The organism is Pandoraea terrigena, from assembly GCF_902459705.1.
In the GTDB taxonomy this organism is placed as follows: domain Bacteria; phylum Pseudomonadota; class Gammaproteobacteria; order Burkholderiales; family Burkholderiaceae; genus Pandoraea; species Pandoraea terrigena.
The window spans coordinates 434,634-455,404 of record NZ_CABPRU010000001.1; the positions used below are offsets into that span (position 1 = coordinate 434,634).

A 20,771-nucleotide genomic window follows, 5' to 3' on the forward strand; every position below is an offset into this window, starting at 1 on the left:
GCGCCCGGGGGGGGGGGGCGGGATGGACGTCACCGTGCGATTCCCCGCCAGTGAGGGGAATCGGTCGCGGCCGGATGAAAATTCCTGATTTGGCGCTATTTCGGGAAAAAATTTACCTGAAACGTTCGACTAACGAGGAATTCCGCAAGCCTTTTCTCGGTTGCGGCGCGTACGATCGATGCACTTTTTATCCGGGGTCCGATCATGCGCGAGACTGCACCACTCCATTACTTCGATTACGCCGCCACCACACCCGCGGACGCGGCCGTGATTGCCGCCATGGCCGATTGCCTCGGCGTGGACGGTGTCTTCGGCAATCCGGCGTCGAGTTCGCATGCGCCGGGCGTGAGTGCGCGTCGTCTTGTGGAGCGCTCGCGTGCTCAGGTTGCGGCGCTCATCGGTGCCGAGGCGGCCGAGATCGTGTGGACGTCGGGTGCCACCGAGTCGAACAATCTCGCGCTCAAAGGATATGCGGAACGCGGCCAGGCGCGCGCGCACCTCGTGACGAGCGTGCTCGAACACAAAGCGATTCTCGACACGATGGCGTGCCTGGAATCGCGCGGCGCATCCGTCACGTATCTCACGCCTTCGGCCACCGGCGAGATCACCGCCGACGCCGTGTCGGCGGCGCTGCGTCCCGACACCGGGCTGGTGTCGCTCATGCTCGTCAACAACGAGCTTGGCACGCTGACCGACGTGGCGGCGATTGCAAAGGTGGTGCACGCGGCCGGGGCGCTGCTGCATGTCGACGCCGCGCAAGCGCTTGGCAAGACGCCTGTCGACGTCAGGGCAATGGGCATCGACCTGCTTTCGATGTCGGCGCACAAGGTCTACGGCCCCAAGGGCATGGGTGCGCTGTACGTTCGTCAGGATGTGATGGCGCGCATCGCGCCGCAGATGCACGGCGGCGGCCATGAGCGAGGCTTGCGCTCCGGCACGCTGGCGACGCATCAGATCGTCGGCATGGGCACCGCATGCGAACTCGCCAGGCAGACGATGGCGACGGACAATGCACGCATCGCACAACTGAGTCGCCGTTTCCTCGACGGGGTGTTAAGGCTTGATGGCGTCGTGCATAACGCTGCGACGGCGCAGCGTATTCCTCACACGCTGAGCTTGACGGTGCGGCATCCGGGTTTCGCCACGTTCATGCTCAACGGGAACCTGGCGGTGTCGTCGACGTCGGCCTGCAACTCGGCGTCGGGGCAGCCGTCCCATGTGCTGAGTGCCATCGGTCTTGACAACGAAGCCGCGAGCCGTACGGTGCGTGTGAGCCTCGGACGCTTCACGACCGAAGCGTCGGTCGACTTCGCAACGGCGTGCTTCGAGCGTGCCATCGGACAGTGTCGCGCGTTAGCCGCCTGAGTGATCGGAATGCGCCGAACCGGCTTGGCATTGCGCCGCACCAAATGTCACGCGTTGTAGGGTTCTGCGCTTCCTGATAGCATGTCGGCGGCTCCACGGAGATGGCATACCTCCGGCGATCGTTTCGCAAACCGCCCCTCCCCGGGGCTGATGATGCCTGCAAGATCCTGGCGTGCCGGGAGGTTGCGGGCTATGCGTACGAGCGTTTCTCTCGTTTCCTTTGGCTCTGCGTCTCATTCCCGGCGGTGTTCAGGCAATTTGTCGACGCGCGTTGCGTGTCCCCTGTGTTTGACCCCATGAAGATGTTTCAAGACTCTCCCCTGCGCGACGTGTTCGGCGTTTTGCCGCGCGCCGCCCGTGCCAGCTCGCTCGCGGCGTTGGTCGGCGTCATGGCCGGCAGTGCGTCGGCGCTGTTTCTCGTGGCGCTCGATCTTGCGACCGAGACTCGCCTGGGTCATCCGTGGCTGCTCGGGTTGCTGCCCATCTCCGGTTTCGCGGTGGGCTGGCTCTATCTGCGGCTCGGCGCCAGTGTCGAGGCTGGCAACAATCTGCTGATCGACGAAATTCACGATCCGCAGCGCGTCGTGCCGTTGCGCATGGCGCCGCTGGTGCTTTTCGGCACGGTTGTCACGCACCTGGTCGGCGGGTCCGCCGGGCGCGAGGGCACTGCCGTGCAGATGGGGGGCGCGTTGGCCGATCAACTCACCCATGTCTTCCGCCTGTCCGGCGAACAGCGCCGTGTGCTGCTGATGTCGGGCATCGCCGCAGGCTTCGCCTCGGTTTTCGGCACGCCGCTCGCCGGCGCCGTGTTCGGCCTGGAGGTGCTCGCTATCGGACGCCTGCGTTACGACGCCTTGTTGCCGTGCCTCGTCGCGGCGCTGGTGGGCGACGCCGTCACACGTGCCTGGGGTGTGCATCACACAGCGTATACGATCGCGCCCGGCGCGTTCGCCGCGTCGCTGTCGCTCACGGGCGCGCTCAGTGCCGCTGCCATGGGCGTGGTGTGCGGACTCGCCGGGATGGCCTTCGCACAGGCCACGCACGCGACGTCGGCCTTCATGAAGCGCCGTATCGCCTACGCGCCGCTGCGGCCATTCGCCGGGGGCCTGCTCGTCGCGGTGGCGGCCACGGTGCTGGGCACGCCGCAGTACCTCGGGTTGGGCATTCCGACCATCGTCGATGCGTTCCATACGTCGCTGCCGTGGTACGACTTCCTTGGCAAGGCGGTGTTTACTGTCGTCACGCTCGGTTCGGGCTTCAAGGGCGGGGAAGTGACCCCGCTGTTCTACATCGGCGCGACGCTGGGCAATGCGCTGTCGCATGTGTTGACGTTGCCGGCGGCGGTGCTCGCCGGTATCGGTTTTGTCGCCGTGTTCGCCGGCGCGGCCAACACACCGATCGCCTCGACGTTGATGGCCATCGAGATCTTCGGCCCGCAGATCGGCGGCTATGCCGCGATTGCATGCGTGCTCGCGTATCTGTGCTCGGGACACACGGGCATCTATCGCGCGCAACGCGTCGGGCATGGCAAGCACGGGGCGGTGCCGGAAGACGCACGGCTCGGCGATCTGCCCGCATGGCGCAAGACGCTCAGGGCAAGTGCCAGGGCAACCGACGCCACGCGTCGCCCCTAGGCGATGCCCCCCGCAAGCGTCGTGAGCGTGCGGATGAACGCCGATGCGTTCTTCATTCCCTGATCTTCGTGGTTCGTATTGAAGAGGACGTGCGTGTCGTCGACGGTCGCGGCCAGTCGCTGAACACGCGCCGAGATGTCGATCAACTCGCTCGCGCTGTACTCGTAGACGAAGCGTCCCGATGAGGCCGCGACGCCTCGCCGGTTCCATGCGGCGGCGTTACGGCCGTGCAGACGGACGACGCACAGGTCGCCGCGCGTTGTCGCCCAGATCGCGGGCACCGTGTTGTCGGATTCGCCTGGACTGTCGACGATCGTGTGTGCCGCCCCCGTCTCGCGCAGCATCGCCAGCGTGGCGGCTTCGCGTGATGGCGTGTCGAACCAGCTACGGTGACGAAACTCGATGGCGTGCCGTTCCCCATCCAGCCGACGCGCGGTCTCGAAGACGAGGGCTCGTCCGGCGCGGTCGTTCTGCACCCGGGGCGAGAACTGGAAGTGAATTGCCGCCAGTTGTCGGCTTTGACGCAGCGGCTCGATGGCTTCGAGATAGCGTCGCCAGAGTTCATCGCGGAGTTCGGTGGGGAGGTCACCCGGGGCGAGCGACGCAAGCGGCGTCGTGGGCCCAGATGTCGACTCGCCCCGCGCGCCAAGCGCCTGTGCGATATCGCCAGGGAGTGCCGTGAGCGGCGTGGTATGGCCGGTGAATGCGCGAAACGCCTTGATGTGAAAGCGAAACGACGCGGGCGTGCGTTGCGTCCAGCGCCATGCCACGGCGGCGTCGGGCAGACGGTAGTAGCTGCTGTCGACCTCGACCAGATCGAACTGCGATGCGTAATGACGCAACCGCGCCTCGGGCGTATCGACGCCCGGCGGGTAGAACCGTCCGCACGCAATGAGCGTCGGGTCGGTCCAGGACGATGTGCCGGTGCGAATCGTCATGCGGTAAGCCAGTGGGCCGTCGGCAGGGCGACGGCCGGGATTTGTCTCAATTGCTGAAGAGGCTCGATGGGCGTCGAAGCCGCCGTTATAATGTATAAATATACAGTACTTGATGAGCGTACTTGCGGGCCACGGTCCGCCTTGTCGTGGCGCTCCCAGATCTCGCATGTCCGACCAGCCGACTGTCCCTGCCCGCGATCCGTGGGCTGAACTCAACGACCGCCAGCGCGAGGCCGTCGACTATGGCGTGGGCGACGACGGCACGCCCGGCGGGCCGCTGCTCGTCATTGCCGGCGCAGGCTCGGGCAAGACCAGCACGCTCGCGCATCGCGTGGCCAACCTCATTGTTCGCGGGGCCGACCCCAACCGCATCCTGCTGCTCACTTTCTCGCGGCGCGCGGCCGGTGAAATGGAGCGGCGCGTAGGCGCGGTGTTGCAAAAGGTGCTGGGGCTGGCATCGTCACAACCCCCGTCGCTGCCGTGGGCCGGTACGTTTCACGCCATCGGTGCGCGCCTGCTGCGCGACGTTGCAACGCGCATCGGCTTGTCGGAAGCGTTCACCATTCACGATCGAAGCGATGCCGAGGATCTGCTGGGTCTCGCGCGCCACGACCTCGGATTTTCCGCCACGCAGTCTCGCTTCCCGCTCAAGGGCACCTGTCTTTCGATCTATTCGCGCGTGGTGAACAGTCAGGCACCGCTCGCGGAAGTGCTCGCGAAACACTTCCCTTGGTGCGCGCAATGGGAAGCGCAACTCAAGACGCTTTTCGGCGCCTACGTCGATGCGAAGCAGGCCCAGCACGTTCTCGATTACGACGATCTGCTGCTGTACTGGGCCGAGACGATGAGCGCGCCGGAACTTGCGCGTGAGCTGGGCGGGCGCTTCGATCATGTGCTCGTCGACGAATACCAGGACACCAATCGACTGCAGGCGCAGATTCTGTGTGCCATGAAGCCTGACGGGCGCGGCCTCACCGTCGTGGGGGACGACGCACAGTCGATCTATGCCTTCCGCGCGGCCACGATCCGCAACATCCTCGACTTCCCCGGGCAGTTCGCCGAGCCCGCGCATGTGGTCACGCTCGAGCGCAATTACCGCTCGACGCAACCGATTCTCGATGCGTCCAATGCCGTCATCGCCGAGTCGAGCGAGCGCTACGCGAAGGCACTGTGGACCGATCGAAGCTCGACGCGTCTGCCGCAGCTCGTCAATGTGAGCGACGAGTCGGGACAGGCGCGCTGGGTCGCGGACCAGGTGTTGGCGCAACGCGAGACCGGCACGCGCTTGATGCAACAGGCAGTGCTGTTCCGCACGGGGAGTCATAGCGCGGCGCTGGAACTGGAACTCACGCGCCGCAATATCCCGTTCGTGAAATTCGGCGGGTTGAAGTTTCTCGAAGCGGCGCACGTCAAGGATATGTTGTCGATCCTGCGTTGGGCGCACAACCCGGCCAGCCGCTTGTCGGGGTTTCGTGTGGCCCAGTTGGTTCCCGGGATCGGCCCCGTGAGCGCAACGCGCCTGCTCGACGCCATGTCGGCGTCCGCCACGCCGGCGCAGGTGCTCGCGGGCTTCAAGCCGCCGTCGGCGGCCGCCGCCGACTGGCGTGCGTTCGTCGAGATCTTCATCGCGCTGCACGACACGCGTCTGGCATGGCCGGCCGATGTCGACCTGGCGCTGCGCTGGTATGCGCCAATGCTCACGCAACGCTTCGACGACGCCGCCGTGCGCCAGGCCGATCTCGAACAGCTCGCCCGCATTGCGGGCACGTATGCCTCGCGTGAGCAGTTCCTGACCGAGCTGACGCTCGATCCTCCCGACGCTACGAGCGCGCAATCCGGCCCGCCGTTGCTCGACGAAGACTATCTGATCCTGTCGACGATCCACAGTGCGAAAGGGCAGGAGTGGCACTCGGTCTATGTGCTCAACGTTGTCGACGGCTGCATTCCGTCGGATATGAGTACGGGCGACGACGAGGACATCGAGGAAGAGCGCCGGCTGTTGTACGTGGCGATGACTCGCGCGAAGGAATCGCTGCAACTGGTCGTGCCGCAACGGTTCTACGTACATCAGCAAACGGCAATGGGGGACCGTCATGTGTATGGCACGCGCAGCCGTTTCATCTCCGAGGCGATGTTGCCGCTGTACGACATGTTCCCAAAGCCGCGCGAGGCAGATGGGCCGCAGGCGCCGGTGGGCGACGTGAGTGTGCACATCGACGTTGCCCGCAAGCTTCGCAGTGCATGGTCTTGAGATCGTGTTGCGTGACCGGGGCACCCGTGCGGCCGTTCGCGTGGGCGATATTCGCGTGTGCTGAGCGACCGTGACGCACGACGTTGTCACCGGTCGCGCATCAGGTATAGTCGCCGCATCGGCGGCGGTGCGCAGGTGAGCGCCGTCATGAAAGTTTCGCAAAGATTTGTCGAGACAGATGCGGGGGAACGTGAATGCAATGGCTGGTGAACCACATGACGTTGATGCCGACGGGGCTGTTGCTCGCGAGTATGGCCATCGGCACGGCGATGCTCGCCACGGTCGTCGCATGGCTGGCGCGAGTCTTGTTGTTCGATCGATTGGCCGATCCGTCCGAGGTGCGCGGCACGGTGTCCGATGTCGTCCACGGTAGCCTGCTCGCGTTTATCGTCTTCGTGCTCGCCCATGTGCTGACCGACGTGCGCGCCAACCTTGGCCATGCGGACGATCAGGCGCTGCGCGAGGCGTCGGTGGTGAGGCGCCTCGATCGCGAACTCAAGGCGGTGGGCGACAGCGATGCGCAGGCCGCGCGTGCGTTGCTGCGCAGCTACGTGGCGTCCGCCGTCACCGACGAATGGAAATCATTGAGCACCGCCGATCCCGATCTGTCGCCCGTGACCGAAGCGGCCTTGACGGCGTTTGTCGGGGCCACGCGTCGTGTGGTCGCGAAACACGAGGACAGCGCCAGTTCGATCCGCACGCTGCTCGACCGGCTCGAAGATTCACGCCAGGGGCGCTTCGAGAACTCGACGAAAACCGTGCCCGACGTGTTCTGGTGGGTCATCTCGTTCTTCATGCTCGCGGCGATGGCGATGAATGGCCGATATCCCGGTTCGTGGAAAAGCAATTTCGTTATCGCGATTCACATGGGCGTGATCGGGATGGTGATCGCATTGATCGTCAATCTCGACGAGCCGTTCCGCGGCGTTTCGGGAATCTCGCCCGCGCCGCTGGCGAAATCCGTAGGGATCGCGGTGCCGCGCTGACGCGGAACTTCAGCAAGCTATTGATGCCGGATCTTATCCGGTTGTCGTCAGCAGGAGAGCAGAGAGATGGTATCGAATGTATCCGCACCGTCAGCGGAATCCACGCCGGAAATCGAGGCGTTCCGCCCAGGGGTCTACCGTCACTACAAAGGCAATTGTTATCTCGCGCTGGGCATCGCCCGTGCCGATGAAACCGACGAACCGGTGGTGGTCTACACGCGGCTGTACCCGCGCGAAGGGTTGCCCATGAGCACCCGCCTGCTGCGCATCTGGAATGAACCCGTGGTGACGGAAAGCGGGCCGGTGCCGCGCTTCACGTACATCGGGCATACGACGCCTGCTGTCTGAGACACGCCGCGTCGCTCATGTTGCGACGCCTGTCTCAATGGACCCAACGGACCCAACGACACCCCGGCATCCCCCTTATCAGGACACCTCCTCATGACGCTGCTCTCCCCGATGCCCGATCCGGCCATTGACACTTCGCCTACCCGCCCGGTAACGGTCGATGGGTACGATTCTCGCGCCCTCGATGTGGGTGACGCCCCATTGGCCTCGAAGCCCGCGCCGCGCAATCTGCGCCGGTGGTGGGCCCTGTTCGCGATTCTTCCGTTCGTGACGTCGGTGTCGGGGTGTGGGTTGATGGCCGCGCCGTGCCGGGTGGCGTCGGCGGGACTGAAGATCGTTCCCGGTGTGGGCGGCGTGCTGGCCGCGCCGACTGACGCGTGCGCCGCCGCAATCGACTGATCGCCGCGCAACTTCCTGCCGCAGAAAAAAAGAAAGCCCGCGTGTTGCGGGCTTAATCCATATCAGGAGGAGACATGGAGGAGACGAATTCAGTATAGGACGTCGTGTTGCGATGCACCATATGTAGTTTTACGTAATTGGCCGCATGTTGCGTCCATGAAACGGCATGCAAATCAATTAAAATCAATAACTTGCATCGTTTTCCGATAAGTCTCCCTGTGTAATCTGTGTCGAAATTTCGAGGTGTTCCTCTAATTATTGTGCGTTCGCACGTTGTGTTGCCGACATGAGGTCCAGGACGAACGGCACCGAATCGCGCAGCGAGGGATTGACCGTCGCATCGTGATCGAGTCCTTCGTACGAGCGCACCAGCGTGGGCGTACCCGCTTGGGTCACATCGCGCGCGAAGGCTTGTTGCATGATGACCGGCACGTCGATGTCGTTCATGCCCATGCCGATGAAGACCGGATGCCGGATGTGCAGCGTCGGGTAACGCAGTGACGGTGTCAGGTCGTCGAGCAGAATCTGGATATCCGGCTGCATGCTGTTGCCCGCATTCAGGCCGGCGGCCGTGGAATGATCGGTCAACTCGTCGATGCAAAGCATGCGGGCTTCGTTCAGCACCGGCAAGGCCTGTGGCGAGAAGTACCGCGATGCGTGCATCGTCGGGTCGCGGTCGGCCGCCGACAGGAACAGATACATCGCATACGGAATCTTGGGATCCGGCGCGCCCGGATCGGGTTGGCTCGCGAAGAGCATGGCGGCCGACGTCTGGGCGTTGAAGTACGGCGTGCCGGTGAGCACCGTCGCGATCACCTTGACGTCGGGCGCGTACTGCGGCTGATAGCCCGCCGCCGAGAACGCCGCATGCGCCCCCTGTGATTGTCCGACGAGGACGACGCGGTTCTGCAACGGGAAGACACTGCGCGCGGCGAGCAGGCTGTCGAGCACGCTATAGGCTTGTGCGCGCGAGTTCAGATAGTGGTGCAGCCCTCGCGAGCCGAGGCCAGGGTAGTCGGGCGCCACGACGGCGAACCCGAGCGAGAGCCATGTGCCCAGGTATTGAATGTCGCGCTGACTGCGCACGTTGAGCGACGGGGCACACGCGCTGGCGACCCCCACCGTGCCGTGCGCCCATACGACGACCGGCCAGCCACCGGGCGGCGTCGGCCCCTTGGGCAGGAAGACGGCGCCCGTGTCCTCGCGGGCTTCGATGCCGCCCACGCCATCGATGGAGCTGTAGCGGATACGAAATTGCTCGCCGGCCTCGGGCAAGCCGTGGTCGGCTTCGAGCGGTTGCCGGTCGACGATGGCACCGTGAGGCACGGTGGCGGGCGCGGCTTCGGGCGTGACCGCATGGGCGGCGCGGCCAATGACAAGGCTGGCGAACAGGGCGGCGCTGATGAAGCGCCACAGGCGGTTGAACATGTTGAACTGTCCTCGTAATGAGTTGTGCTTCCGGCGCTTGCGTGAGTCGCTGTCACGCGTCGCCCGCGGGCCTGCTGCCGTTGCCTTGGCCAGTACTTGTGACGTTACGTCGTCGCTATCCGTGTGCCTCGATCGTTCCCGTTGCTCGTGTGCCGTGCGCCGTCAGCCGTGCGATGGCCGGTTTTCCTGAGTCTGCGCAACGCTCGCCTGCTCAGCGGCCTGCCGCCACGCGTGACGCGCCCGGCGCATGCGACGCATCGCCAGCGACGCCATCGTGAACCAGCCGAAGGGACGCGGATCGACCAGCATGCTCACGGCGCGCGCGTAATCGAGCACCAGCCCCGGCGTCCACGCCATTGTCTCGGCCCGCTTGCGCAATTGCGCAGCGACCCACAACTCCGGCGTGAGCCAGAGGCGCACGAAGGTCCACCAGCCCGCATCCGTGCCGCCCGGGAGGTGACCCACCCGGCCTTCGATCGCCGCCTCCAGCGCCTTGGCCACACTGCTCGAGCAGTTGCGATGCGTCAGGTTATAGGTGGTGTTCTGACGGTAGGTCTGCCAAAAGGTGCCTAACTGCCGGGGACTGTAGTTGCGAATGCGGACTTTCACAGTGGATGGGCACCATGCCTTCGATTCCGTCGCGTAGTCCGGCTGGAACACGCCGGGTACGTCATTTTCGCGCGTGGCGCGCAGCAGTTGCCCGAACTGATCCGGGGAACGGTCGATTTCCTGCGCGGGATAAAGACTCAAATACACGCCTTCGTGACTCTCCAGCGCCGCGTGGCCCGTCGAGATCACGCCGTTCCTGTCGACGGCGGCAATGTAACGGTCGATCAACGGTTGACGGCGTGCGGGGGCCTTGGACGATCCCGAGGGTGTCCAGACGTGAACCGTCAACGCGGGTTCGGCGTCGGTCGGCGGGCCTTCCCAGCGCGGTGCGCGGGGACGGTCTTCCCACATGCGGCGTTTGTCGTTGGGGCTGCCAAGAATCTGCTCGACGCGGAAGTCGCGGCGCAGGCCTCGCGCGCGCATGGCGAGGACCAGTAAGTTCCAGCCCGTGAATGCGAGCCCCAGCCCGATTGCGTAAGGCAATGTGCCCTTGTAGTGCGTCGGATAAGGCTGGTAGAAGAAGATCGCCACGGCGATCTCGACCCATCCCCCCGCCATCGCCCAACCCCAGCGCGGATACCGTACGACGTACGCCGCCACGCATTGCAGTAGCCCGTCGGCGAGGAAGAGTGTGCCGAACAGCATCGACAGCCAGAAATTGCCGTGCTGCTGGTCGAAGAAGAGTACGAGCAGCGCGGCAAGCGTGAAGGTGCCGCCCTTGAGCCCGCGCACGACGCGCTGGCCGCCGACACCGATGCTGACGATGGCCAGCGTCGCTATCCCTTCGAGCAGCATCAGCCAGGCGAACACGTTGAGCGGAAAGTGCACCACGCCGTCGAGCGCATCGACGATCAGCGCCAGGCCGAAGGCAAAGAAAATCGCACCGATCCAGATCAGGGCGCGGGCGCGGCGGCGCAAATAATCGACGCCGAGCAACAACAATATTAAACGTACCAACGCAAGGTCTCCGTCGCACGTGCCTGCCCGGGGGATGGGAGAAGGCGCGCGCCCCAAACGCGGGAGGGTCGGGGTGGTGGCGGCTTTTGACGCTATCTTAGCGCGTGAACCGTGACAGGCCAAAAACAAAGGCGGCGCGCTCCTTTCGGGGCGCGCCGCCTGTCGTGGCAAGCAACCCACGCAGCGCCCCGAGAGGCGCTGCGCGAGTCAGCCGGCTCAGTCCTTCTTGGTTTCGAGCTGCGGCAGGGCGTCGTCGCTCGATGCGGTGAGCAGACCGGCCTTGGCGTAGGTCATGAGCTTCTCGCGCGTGTCGATGATGTCGAGTGTGCGCATCGTGAGCTGGCCGATGCGGTCGAGCGGCGTGAACACCGACTCGCCCTTTTCCATCGTCAGGCGCTCAGGCTTGTACGTCAGGTTCGGCGACGTCGTGTTGAGCAACGAGTAATCGTTGCCGCGACGCAGCTCGATGGTCACTTCGCCCGTCACGGCACGTGCGACCCAGCGCTGCGCCGTCTCGCGCAGCATGATGGCTTGCGGGTCGAACCAGCGGCCCTGATACAGCAGACGGCCCAGACGGCGGCCGTTCTCGCGGTATTGCTCGATGGTGTCTTCGTTGTGGATGCCGGTGACCAGACGCTCGTAAGCGATGAACAGCAGCGCGAGGCCCGGGGCTTCATAGATGCCACGGCTCTTGGCTTCGATGATGCGGTTCTCGATCTGATCGCTCATGCCCAGGCCGTGACGGCCGCCGATGCGATTGGCTTCCTCGAACAGCTCGACGGCGTTGGCGAACGTCTTGCCATTGAGGGCCACCGGTTGGCCGTCTTCGAAGCGCACGGTGACTTCTTCGGCCTTGACCGCGCAGTCGTCGCGCCAGAACGGCACGCCCATGATCGGCTGCACAATCTTGATGCCCGAATTCAGATGTTCGAGATCCTTGGCTTCGTGCGTCGCCCCCAGCATGTTCGAGTCCGTCGAATAGGCCTTCTCGACCGACATCTTGTAATCGAAGCCGTTGGCGATCAGGAATTCCGACATTTCCTTGCGGCCGCCCAGTTCGTCGATGAACGTCTGGTCGAGCCACGGCTTGTAGATTTGCAGGCCCGGGTTGGTCAAGAGACCGTAGCGGTAGAAGCGCTCGATGTCATTGCCCTTATAGGTGCTGCCATCTCCCCAGATATTGACGTCATCTTCCTTCATCGCGGCGACGAGCATGGTGCCCGTGACGGCGCGGCCGATCGGCGTGGTGTTGAAGTAGGTGACGCCGGCCGTCGAAATGTGGAACGCGCCCGATTGCAGGGCGGCGATGCCTTCGGCCACGAGTTGCGTGCGGCAGTCGATCAGGCGCGCCTTCTCCGCACCGTAACCCATGGCGCGGCGCGGGATTTCGTCGTAGTCGGGTTCGTCCGGCTGACCCAGATTGGCCGTGTAAGCGTACGGAATCGCGCCTTTTTGGCGCATCCAAAGCAGCGCAGCGCTGGTGTCGAGACCGCCCGAAAAGGCGATGCCGACCCGTTGTCCCGTGGGAATGTGTTGCAGAATCGTGGTCATCGGCGTGGAAAAGCTGGGTTTTTAACCTGTCAAGTATCCCTGTCCGGGCTATGGATGGTCAAGTCTGACGGCCGATTCCCGTGTGCCGGGACGCCAAACTTCGCCCAAATTGTCACCACTGCGTGCCGGCCACGCTGCACGCGGACGACAGGAAATCGGAAAACGCGCGAATCACGAGCGATGCCTGTCGATGCTGTGGATAGACGACATGAATCGCCGACGGCGTCGGCGCGAACGCGTCGAGCACGGTCACCAGCCGCCCGTTCAGCAAGGCCGGTGCGACGATGAATACCGGCAGCCACGTGATGCCGAGGCCAGCGACGGCGGCGTCGCGCGCCAGTTCGCCGTTGTTCACGCGCAGGCGCCCGGCCACCGGGACCTCAAGCGGATGGCCGTCCCGTGCGTAAGTCCAGCTCACGCGCTGGCTGTGCCCATAGGGCAAAAGGGCGTGATCGCGCAGCGCCTCCGGGGTTTCCGGCGTGCCGTGCGCCTCCAGATATCGTGGGCTGGCGCAGGTCACCATGCGCATGGGCGCGACCGCCCGGCCGATCAGCGACGAATCGGCCAGCGCGCCGATGCGCACCGCCACGTCGTAACCCTCGCCAATGATGTCGACGGTGCGGTCGTTGAGTTCCAGCTCGATGGTGACATCCGGATAGGTCGTGAGAAACGACGGAATGACCGAGCCGAGAAACATCGTGCCGAACGACATCGGCGCGGAGACGCGCAAATTGCCGCGCGGCCGCTCCCCCTGGCTGCTCACGGCGAGATTGGCCGCTTCCACGTCGTCGAGAATGCGCCGCGCGCGCTCGTAATAGATCCGGCCCAGGTCCGTGACCGCGAGCCGTCGCGTCGTCCGCAGCAACAAACGCACGCCAAGCGCCTGCTCCAGCGACGAGATTCGGCGGCTCACGAACTGTTTCGACAGGCCGAGCTTTGCTGCCGCGCCCGTAAAGCTCATGGCGTCGACCGCGGTGATGAAGATGCGCATGTCGTCGAGTAAATCCATCAGTCAGCCCCCGGTCGCAAGAAGTTTCGGGTGACAACGAAAGGGTTTTCCTCGTCATTGTCACCCTGTTGCTGACAATCTTAGCCGAGATGATGCCTAGCCGGTCTATCGAAGCGCCAGTCGCAAACCCAGCAGGATCGCGGCGGTGCCCGCGACGGCGAGTGCCGTGGGGCGATGTCCGAAGATGCCCCAGTCGAGCAGCGCCGTCACGACGGGCACCAGATAGAACAAGCTGGTGACGGTGACGAGATTGCCGGTGGCGATCATGCGATAGAGCAGCAGGGTGGCGCCGACCGAAATCACCAGCCCCATATAGAGCAGCGGCAGCCAGAAGCCGAGCGACGCATCCACGTGCCACGGTTGCGTCGGCGCGACGAGCAACGCCATCGCAAGCCCGACCGCGTATTGCAGCGGCAGCACGTCGAGCGGCGTTTGTCGCGAGCCCTTCTGGGCGAGGGTGCCAAGCGTCATGCACGCCAGTGCGGCCAGCGCCCAGAGCGAGCCCGCCGCCGAGAGCTGAGCCGACATCAGGCTTTGCGCGACGACCAGCGCGAGACCGGTCAGCGCCACGGCAAGCCCGGCAAGCCGCCGCGCGCTATGCACCCGCTCCAGCGCCACGAGCGTGAGAATCGGCTGCACGCCCAGCACCGTGGCGAGCGCGCCGGGCGTGATGCCGTGGGAGAGCGCAAGCAGATACGCCGCCTGATACCCGCCGATGAGCAGCGCGCCGGTGCGTGCGACTTGCCAGCGGGTGTTCGCGGCGGGCCACCATCGACGGCGCGTGAATGCGATGAGTGTAAGCGCAGCCAGCGCCACCCCCAGCCGGATGACGAGAAACGCAAACGCCGACGCATGCGCCAGCCCCCATTTGGCAGCCAGTGCGCCGCCGCTCCATAACAGGACAAACAAGAGCGTCGCGCCATGCCGGCGCCACGCGAGACCTTCTGATTGCATCGATCTTCCCCTGAACAGGATGTCCGGCCTGCCGGGCGCGACGCCGCCGCGGACGTGGCATGACCACACGTCACGGCGTTCGATGCGCCGACAGGCGGATCAAAACTGAAATTCGAATGAAAGGGTGTTGTGCCGGGCGACGAACGCCCAGCGCGCCAACGGTGGCGTTAGGCCACGGCGCCGACGACGGCGACCACCACAGCGGGCGGTGCCACGCCGGCCGGCGGGGGAGGCGCGACTGCCGCAAAACGTCCACGCAGACGTGCGCCCACCGCGCGTTGCGGCGGTGCTACGGCAAGTCGAAGGGACGTGTGAGCAGTCATGGATCGATGATGAGGACAATGGCGCCCGATACTCGGTGGGCGTGGACGCACTTTACACGCAGCGATCGCATGCGGCAAGCGCGAGGCGAGCCCCTCGTCAGAATAGGGTGAAGGCACGGCATCAAGCCGTTGGCCACGCGCCGGTACGTTCGACACTCGGCGACACCTCGCCATCGCGCCACGTGGCGGGCAGCGCCCCGCGCACGCGCCGAACCTCGCGCACTCGCATGCGCACGAGCCGCTGCGCGCCTGCGAAGCCGCTCGTCGCTTCGTCCTGCCAAAGAATGTCGGCGTCGCCCGTCACGTGCAGAAAGTCGCCCGATGTGAAGTCGACGAACACCAGTCCCGCGCTCGGATTGGCGTACAGATTGCCCAGCGTGTTGTAGTACGCGTTGCCACGAAAATCAGGCCACATCAGTGTGTTGGCATCGTCGACGCGTACGAAGCCCGGTTTGCCGCCGCGATGGGAGACGTCCGTGCCGGCGCTGCGCTCGGTCGTGCGGTCTCCCGCGTAATGCGTGGCGATGAAGAACGTGTCGGCGCTCGCGATCTGCCGTTGCGCATCGTCGTCGAGCGACGTCTGGGGGCGTTCGGCCCGCGCTGGCGCGCTGTGGCGTTGCGGTGTGATCTCGCGTTGGCGGATGTACTGGGGGCAGTTGCCGAAACTTTGGTCGACGCGGATGGCAAAGCCGTCCGTATCCGCGTCGACGACCCGGCCGTTGACGCGATTGCGCCGACGTGTCGATGGCGCCAGCCCGAGCACGCCCACCGGCGCCCCGAGCGTCACGGCGCCATGCAGGGGATCGGTCGCGGGTGGCAGGGCGTTCACCCGCAGCAGCGTTGCATCCGGGGCGTGGGCGAAGCCGGGCGCGCCGCTCAAGAGCGTTGCCCAGGGGTGGCCGTGCGCGTCGAGCGCACCCACGACCAGGAATGGCAGTTGCGCGAAGAATTGACGATGCTGATCCGGCATCGCGGCGCGAATGACCCGCGCCCCGACCTCCGCTATCGCCTCGCGCGACCCGGCCCGCGTCTGCACGGCGAGTTCGCCTGGATGGAACGGTGACGCGGGGTGTGAGGGTTGTCCGGGCGTGTTCATGGTGTCCTCCCGGGGTTCAGGCGGCGTTCAGGCCGCACGCGGTCGATGCCATCGGCACGAAGCGCGGCAGTGCGGCCACACGGGCCAGCCACGCCTGCACGGCGGGATACGGTTCGAGCGAAACGTTGCCCTCGGGGGCGTGCGCGAGATACGTGTAGCAAGCCACATCGGCAATCGTCGGCGTGTCGCCCGCGAGGAACGGCGTCGAGTGCGGCGCCGACAGATAGGCTTGCATGCGCGACAGGAGCAGCGTGGCGCGTTCGATCATCGCCGTGGCGTCGACGGGGCGCTTGAACACGACGACCACGCGCGCGGCGGCCGGCCCGAAGGCCAGATCGCCCGCAGCCACCGACAACCAGCGCTGCGTCGTGGCGGCGGCAATGGGGTCGCCGGGCAGCCAGGTGCCGCTGGCATCGTAGCGGCTTGCGAGGTAGATGAGAATCGCGTTCGAATCGGCGATCACCTGGCCGTCATCATCGATGACAGGGACCTGCCCGAACGGGTTGATGGCGAGGAACGCCGGTTGCTTTTGCTCCCCCGTCGTGAGGTCGATGTCGATGGTCTCGTACGGCAGATCCAGCAGGTGCAGCATCAGTTCGACGCGATGGCAGTGGCCAGAGAGCGCGTGCCGATACAGGCGGATCGGTCGGGTGGGGCGGGCGGGGTGGACCGACGGCTCGGGCGAGAGGGCATGCGTTTCGGCGGGGTGGGTCATCAGATGTCTCCGGTAGTGGGCGGCCGCGCAAGCCCCACTGCCAGGGCCGTCGCGCGATACACCGATTCTCCATCAAGCCGATTTTCGGATAAATGTCGAGAAGTTGATTTGACTACTCCAAAATTCGGAGTAATGATCTGCGACATGGACAAACTTCGCGCCATGCAGACATTCGTCGCCATCGTTGATCAGGGCAGCTTGAGCGCGGCGGCGCGCGTGCTCGATTCCTCCCTCCCGGCGGTGGTGCGCACACTGGCGGCGCTTGAAACATCGCTCGATGTCCGGCTGCTGAATCGCACCACACGCCGCATTGCGTTGACGGAAGAGGGGCGGACGTATCTCGAGACGTGTCGTCAAATCCTGGGAGAACTCCAGGAAGCCGAAGCGCGGCTGGCCGCACGGCACGAGGCCCCGAGCGGCACACTCGTGGTCACGGCGCCGGTGCTGTTCGGGCAGTTGCACGTCGCGCCCGCGCTATACCGCTTCCTGCGCGCCTATCCGGCGGTCAAATGCCGTCTGTTGCTCAATGACCGTGTGGTGAATCTGTGGGAAGAAGGCATCGACGTCGGGATTCGCATCTCGCCGCTGGACGACTCGACACTCGTCGCGCAGAGCCTCGGGGCGATTCGTCGCGTGGTGGTGGCGAGTCCGGCGTGTCTGGCCGAGCAGGGGGAAGTGACGCATCCGCGCGAGCTGGCGGGCAGGAATTGCATCCGCTCGCACGGCGGCGGCTTCGGTCAGTGGCGCTTCTGGGAGGGCGGACGTGAGTTCGTCGTGCCGGTCGATGGCAATCTCGAGGTCAGTCATGGCCTCACGGCGGTCGAGGCGTGCCTCGACGGGATGGGCTACGGCTGCTTCCTCTCGTACCAGGTGGCCGCACCGATGGCCGACGGCCGCCTGGTGCGCGTGCTCAAGGACTACGAAGGGCCGGCTCGGCCCGTCAATATCGTGTATCCGCATGCCCGGCTGTTGCCGTCGCGCACGCGCGTGTTCGTGGAATGGATGAAGCGGGAGTTGCGGGCGTTGCGCGACGTCTCGACGCAATGAGCGGTCGGTGGCCGACATCAAACAAAAGAACGCGGAAAGCGACGGTGCCGCTTCCCGCGTAAAAAGCCCGCCGACGCCAATCGGCGGACCGCTTCGTTCCTTGGGGGATCAGTCGTCGTCGCCGTGACGCCAGCCACGGTGGCGGCCGCGATCATGACGGTCTTCCCAGCGGCGATCACGCCAGTCGTCCCAGCGGTCGCGACCGTAGTAGACGACCGGACTCGGCGCCTGATACATGGGGCGCGGCTGCACATATACCGGCTGCGGCGCGACATAGACCGGCGGCGCTTCAATCACGGGCGCGGGCAAGCCCAGGTAGACGCCAACGTCCATATGGGCCGACGCCGCGCTCGAAGCGAAAGCGGCGGCAACGCCGAGGGCAGCCAGGATAAGAATGCGTTTCATGATGTCCTCCAGTGGCGCTTGCAGGTCGATGCATCGTCTGATGACATGGTGCGCCTGCGTACGCGTGGGCAATGAAGCCAGTGAGTCGGATCGATTCGCGTCAGCGGCGCGGGCTTGGTTGCCAGTCCATGCAGACGCCTTTCGTCGAACCGTTGAAGCGAGTCTATCGACGACACTGCCCGGCAGGTGCTACCAGTTTGTCGGGGATGTGTCGTTTTGTAACGCGTGGGATGGGTCTCGCGCGGTCGCGGAAAAAACAAAAGGCGTTACGCGAAAACGCGCAACGCCCTGTGCTTTTGATTCGTTGGTAGGCTCGATTGGACTCGAACCAACGACCCCCACCATGTCAAGGTGGTGCTCTAACCAGCTGAGCTACGAGCCTAGAAAGACGGCGATTATAGGGTGAATTTCATGGGCTGGCAAGCGTTTCGCGCGATTGCTTCGGAAAAAGTCCCGGTCACGCTCATTCGCCGCGTTTCGCCGGGGCGCGCTTCGGCTTGATCCGTACCCAGAGGCTCTTGTTGCCGCCGCCGCCCGTGCGTTGCTCGACATCGAACAGGCCGATGGTCGCCACGAGGTCGCTCAGCTTGCCGAACCCATACGTGCGCGAGTCGAAGTCCGGCGCCTGCTTGGCGATATGGCTACCAATGGGGCCCAGGCTCGCCCACCCGTCCTCGTCCGACACGCCGGTCACCGCATTGCGCAGCAGGCGCACGAGGCGCGTGTCGCGCTTGAGGTCCGACGCGCTGCGGCGCTTGCGCGGCGCCGGGGCTTCGCCGCCGTCGTCCGGTTCATCGTCCTGGCGCAGCAATTCCGTGTAGATGAATTTGTCGCATGCGGTGACGAACGGCTGCGGTGTCTTGCGCTCGCCGAAGCCGTACACGATCAGCCCCTGCTCACGGATGCGCGAGGCGAGCCGCGTGAAATCGCTGTCGCTGGAAACGAGGCAGAATCCGTCGAAGCGTCCCGTGTAGAGCAGATCCATGGCGTCGATGATCATGGCGCTGTCGGTGGCGTTCTTGCCGACGGTGTAGCGGAACTGCTGGATCGGCTGGATCGAGTATTCGAGCAGGCACTTCTTCCAGCCGTCGAGATTGGGCTTGGTCCAGTCGCCGTAGATGCGCTTCACGCTCGCCACGCCGTATTTGGCCACTTCGGTGAGCAGGCCTTCGACGATGGCGGGCGCGGCGTTATCGGCGTCGATCAGAACGACGAGCGTGGGGCCCTGGGCGGCTACGGGGGGTGTCACAGACATGACGGGGTTCCTTGAACGCGAAGACGTTTCGCATTATGGCCCGGAACCGTGTCCACCACGCCTTGACCGGGATCAGCGGTTGCCGCGGCGCTGCCCCAGCGGTGCGAACCACAGCACCCCAATGCCGACGAGCAGGCTCACGGCGGCGAACATCAGGCCCGAGGTGAACGAGTGCGTCCAGTCCTTGAGCGCGCCCACGACAATGGGACTGAGCGCCGAGCCGAGATTGCCGACGGCATTGATGACCGCCAACCCGAGGGCACGCGTGTGCGGTGCGAGACTGCGATCGGGCACCGTCCAGAAGATTGCCATCGCCGTGTAGGCGCCGGTCGAGGCCATCGCCACGCCGGCGAGGCGCAGCGACGGCTCCGGCGCGAAGCATGTGACGACCCAGCCTGCCGCGGAGAAGAGCATCGGCAGCACCAGGTGCCAGCGGCGTTCCTGCAAGCGGTCGGAGCGGCGTCCCCACCAGATCATGCCGGCAATCGTGCAGAGCGACGGAATCGCGGCAAGCAGGCCGATCGTCACGTTGCTGCTTGTCGTGCCAAAGCTCTTCACGATCTGCGGAATCCACAGCGATGCCAGCGAAAGCGTGTTGACGAGGCAGAAATACCCCAGCGCAAACTTCACCACGCTCGGCGTGAGGATCGCGCGCCACATGCTGTGGCCGGCACCCTGCGCGGTGCCTGGGCGTTGCGAGGCGGCGGCGGTGCGGTCGCGGGCGATCATCGTATCGAGCGCGTGCTTTTCGGCGGCGTTCAACCAGCGCGCGTCGGCGGGCTTGTCGTCGAGGTACCACCAGGTCACGACGCCAAGAAGTACCGTCGGCAGTCCTTCCAGCACGAACAGCCACTGCCAGCCGGCGAGTCCGGCCACGCCGTCGAGCCGCAGCAGGTAGCCCGATGCGGCGGCGCCGAGCGCGGACGTCACCGGCATCGCGATCATGAACCAGGCATTGGCGCGTGCGCGCGCGGCCGAGGGGAACCAGTCGCCCATATAGAGCAGCATGCCCGGCAGGAAACCCGCCTCGGTAATGCCGACGATGGCGCGAATGAGATAGAGGCTGGTGGCGTCGTGCGCAAACATCGTGGCGCTCGAGGCGAAGCCCCACGCGATCAGGATCGTGCCGATCCAGCGCCGCGCGCCAACCTTCACGAGCATCAGATTGCTCGGCACGCCGCACAGCACATACGTCAAGTAGAACACTGTCGACGCCATGCCGAACATCGTACTCGTGAGCTTCAGATCCTGGCTCATCGTGAGCGCGGCGAAGCCGACGTTGATGCGATCGAGAAACGAGAACAGGAACAACACGAACAGGAAGCCAAGCAGGCGGCGCGAGACCTTGTGGACGACGGCGCGCTCCAGGGCCTCGTTCGAAAGGCTCTGCGACGCTTGTGTGCCATCGAAGACGGCAACGGCGGGAGATGCGGATGCGGCAATTCCGCCGGCGATGCCGGCGGCAGGCGTGATACGACTCATGATGGGTGTCTTCTCCAAC

At 65.1% G+C, this 20,771-nt stretch carries 16 protein-coding genes, 1 tRNA gene, 2 pseudogenes and 1 riboswitch; of the genes and pseudogenes, 7 read left to right on the plus strand and 12 right to left on the minus strand.

The window, feature by feature from the left end:
* Positions 1-204: 204 nt before the first annotated feature.
* Both PTE31013_RS01890 and PTE31013_RS01895 read left to right on the plus strand, forming a co-directional pair.
* A pseudogene (locus PTE31013_RS01890) lies at positions 205-1,362 on the plus strand (cysteine desulfurase family protein); the annotation flags it as partial.
* 91 nt (positions 1,363-1,453) lie between these two features.
* A riboswitch (Fluoride riboswitch) is annotated at positions 1,454-1,532 on the plus strand.
* Between the two features lie 129 nt (positions 1,533-1,661).
* Positions 1,662-2,999 carry a voltage-gated chloride channel family protein gene (locus PTE31013_RS01895; RefSeq protein WP_174978398.1) on the plus strand — a complete coding sequence of 446 codons (1,338 nt, stop codon included), beginning with the start codon at positions 1,662-1,664 and terminating at the stop codon, positions 2,997-2,999.
* On the opposite strand, the gene PTE31013_RS01900 is transcribed toward PTE31013_RS01895, so the two are convergent.
* Positions 2,996-3,937 (minus strand): DUF72 domain-containing protein, encoded by a 942-nt coding sequence (locus PTE31013_RS01900; protein WP_150611130.1) that lies wholly within the window; start codon positions 3,935-3,937, stop codon positions 2,996-2,998. The two genes, PTE31013_RS01895 and PTE31013_RS01900, sit on opposite strands and share 4 nt — an antisense overlap.
* 166 nt (positions 3,938-4,103) lie before the next feature.
* On the opposite strand from PTE31013_RS01900, the gene PTE31013_RS01905 reads away from it, so the two are divergent.
* The 4 genes from PTE31013_RS01905 (at position 4,104) to PTE31013_RS25335 (ending at position 7,921) form a co-directional block, all read left to right on the plus strand.
* Positions 4,104-6,188, plus strand: a complete 2,085-nt coding sequence (locus tag PTE31013_RS01905) for an ATP-dependent helicase (protein WP_150611131.1) — start codon at positions 4,104-4,106, stop codon at positions 6,186-6,188.
* Positions 6,189-6,382: 194 nt separating this feature from the next.
* A complete protein-coding gene (locus PTE31013_RS01910) occupies positions 6,383-7,174 on the plus strand; it encodes a bestrophin-like domain (RefSeq protein ID WP_150611132.1) in 792 nt (263 codons plus the stop codon).
* A 66-nt stretch (positions 7,175-7,240) separates the two neighbouring features.
* Positions 7,241-7,522 (plus strand): DUF1653 domain-containing protein, encoded by a 282-nt coding sequence (locus PTE31013_RS01915; protein WP_150611133.1) that lies wholly within the window; start codon positions 7,241-7,243, stop codon positions 7,520-7,522.
* 228 nt (positions 7,523-7,750) lie between these two features.
* Positions 7,751-7,921: a DUF6726 family protein gene (locus PTE31013_RS25335; protein WP_425495531.1), complete on the plus strand. Its 171-nt coding sequence runs from the start codon at positions 7,751-7,753 to the stop codon at positions 7,919-7,921.
* Positions 7,922-8,176: 255 nt separating this feature from the next.
* On the opposite strand, the gene PTE31013_RS01925 is transcribed toward PTE31013_RS25335, so the two are convergent.
* The 7 genes from PTE31013_RS01925 to PTE31013_RS01955 form a co-directional block, all read right to left on the minus strand.
* Complete coding sequence (locus tag PTE31013_RS01925) at positions 8,177-9,349, minus strand: alpha/beta fold hydrolase (RefSeq protein WP_150611135.1); 1,173 nt, start codon at positions 9,347-9,349, stop codon at positions 8,177-8,179.
* 162 nt (positions 9,350-9,511) lie between these two features.
* Positions 9,512-10,915 carry an HdeD family acid-resistance protein gene (locus tag PTE31013_RS01930; protein WP_150611136.1) on the minus strand — a complete coding sequence of 468 codons (1,404 nt, stop codon included), beginning with the start codon at positions 10,913-10,915 and terminating at the stop codon, positions 9,512-9,514.
* A 216-nt stretch (positions 10,916-11,131) separates the two neighbouring features.
* The gene (argG, locus tag PTE31013_RS01935; protein ID WP_150611137.1) at positions 11,132-12,466 is read right to left on the minus strand and encodes an argininosuccinate synthase; all 1,335 of its coding nucleotides are present in this window, start codon (positions 12,464-12,466) and stop codon (positions 11,132-11,134) included.
* A 112-nt stretch (positions 12,467-12,578) separates the two neighbouring features.
* A complete protein-coding gene (locus tag PTE31013_RS01940) occupies positions 12,579-13,475 on the minus strand; it encodes a LysR family transcriptional regulator (RefSeq protein ID WP_150611138.1) in 897 nt (298 codons plus the stop codon).
* Positions 13,476-13,580: 105 nt separating this feature from the next.
* Positions 13,581-14,429 (minus strand): DMT family transporter, encoded by an 849-nt coding sequence (locus PTE31013_RS01945; RefSeq protein ID WP_150611139.1) that lies wholly within the window; start codon positions 14,427-14,429, stop codon positions 13,581-13,583.
* A 444-nt stretch (positions 14,430-14,873) separates the two neighbouring features.
* Positions 14,874-15,848, minus strand: coding sequence for a pyridoxamine 5'-phosphate oxidase family protein (locus PTE31013_RS01950; protein ID WP_150611140.1), 975 nt, complete (start codon positions 15,846-15,848; stop codon positions 14,874-14,876).
* A 16-nt stretch (positions 15,849-15,864) separates the two neighbouring features.
* Complete coding sequence (locus PTE31013_RS01955) at positions 15,865-16,563, minus strand: glutathione S-transferase family protein (RefSeq protein WP_217426210.1); 699 nt, start codon at positions 16,561-16,563, stop codon at positions 15,865-15,867.
* A 144-nt stretch (positions 16,564-16,707) separates the two neighbouring features.
* Here PTE31013_RS01955 and PTE31013_RS01960 point away from each other — a divergent pair, with 144 nt between their 5' ends.
* Entirely contained in the window at positions 16,708-17,610 is a 903-nt protein-coding gene (locus PTE31013_RS01960) for a LysR family transcriptional regulator (RefSeq protein ID WP_150611141.1), read from the plus strand.
* Positions 17,611-17,718: 108 nt separating this feature from the next.
* On the opposite strand, the gene PTE31013_RS01965 is transcribed toward PTE31013_RS01960, so the two are convergent.
* From PTE31013_RS01965 to PTE31013_RS01980, 4 genes and pseudogenes are all read right to left on the minus strand, one after another.
* Positions 17,719-18,015: a hypothetical protein gene (locus tag PTE31013_RS01965; protein ID WP_150611142.1), complete on the minus strand. Its 297-nt coding sequence runs from the start codon at positions 18,013-18,015 to the stop codon at positions 17,719-17,721.
* Between the two features lie 305 nt (positions 18,016-18,320).
* A tRNA-Val gene (locus tag PTE31013_RS01970) sits at positions 18,321-18,397 on the minus strand.
* Between the two features lie 102 nt (positions 18,398-18,499).
* Positions 18,500-19,270: pseudogene (locus tag PTE31013_RS01975) on the minus strand (NYN domain-containing protein); the annotation flags it as partial.
* 72 nt (positions 19,271-19,342) lie between these two features.
* Positions 19,343-20,752, minus strand: a complete 1,410-nt coding sequence (locus PTE31013_RS01980) for an MFS transporter (protein WP_150611144.1) — start codon at positions 20,750-20,752, stop codon at positions 19,343-19,345.
* Positions 20,753-20,771: the final 19 nt, after the last annotated feature.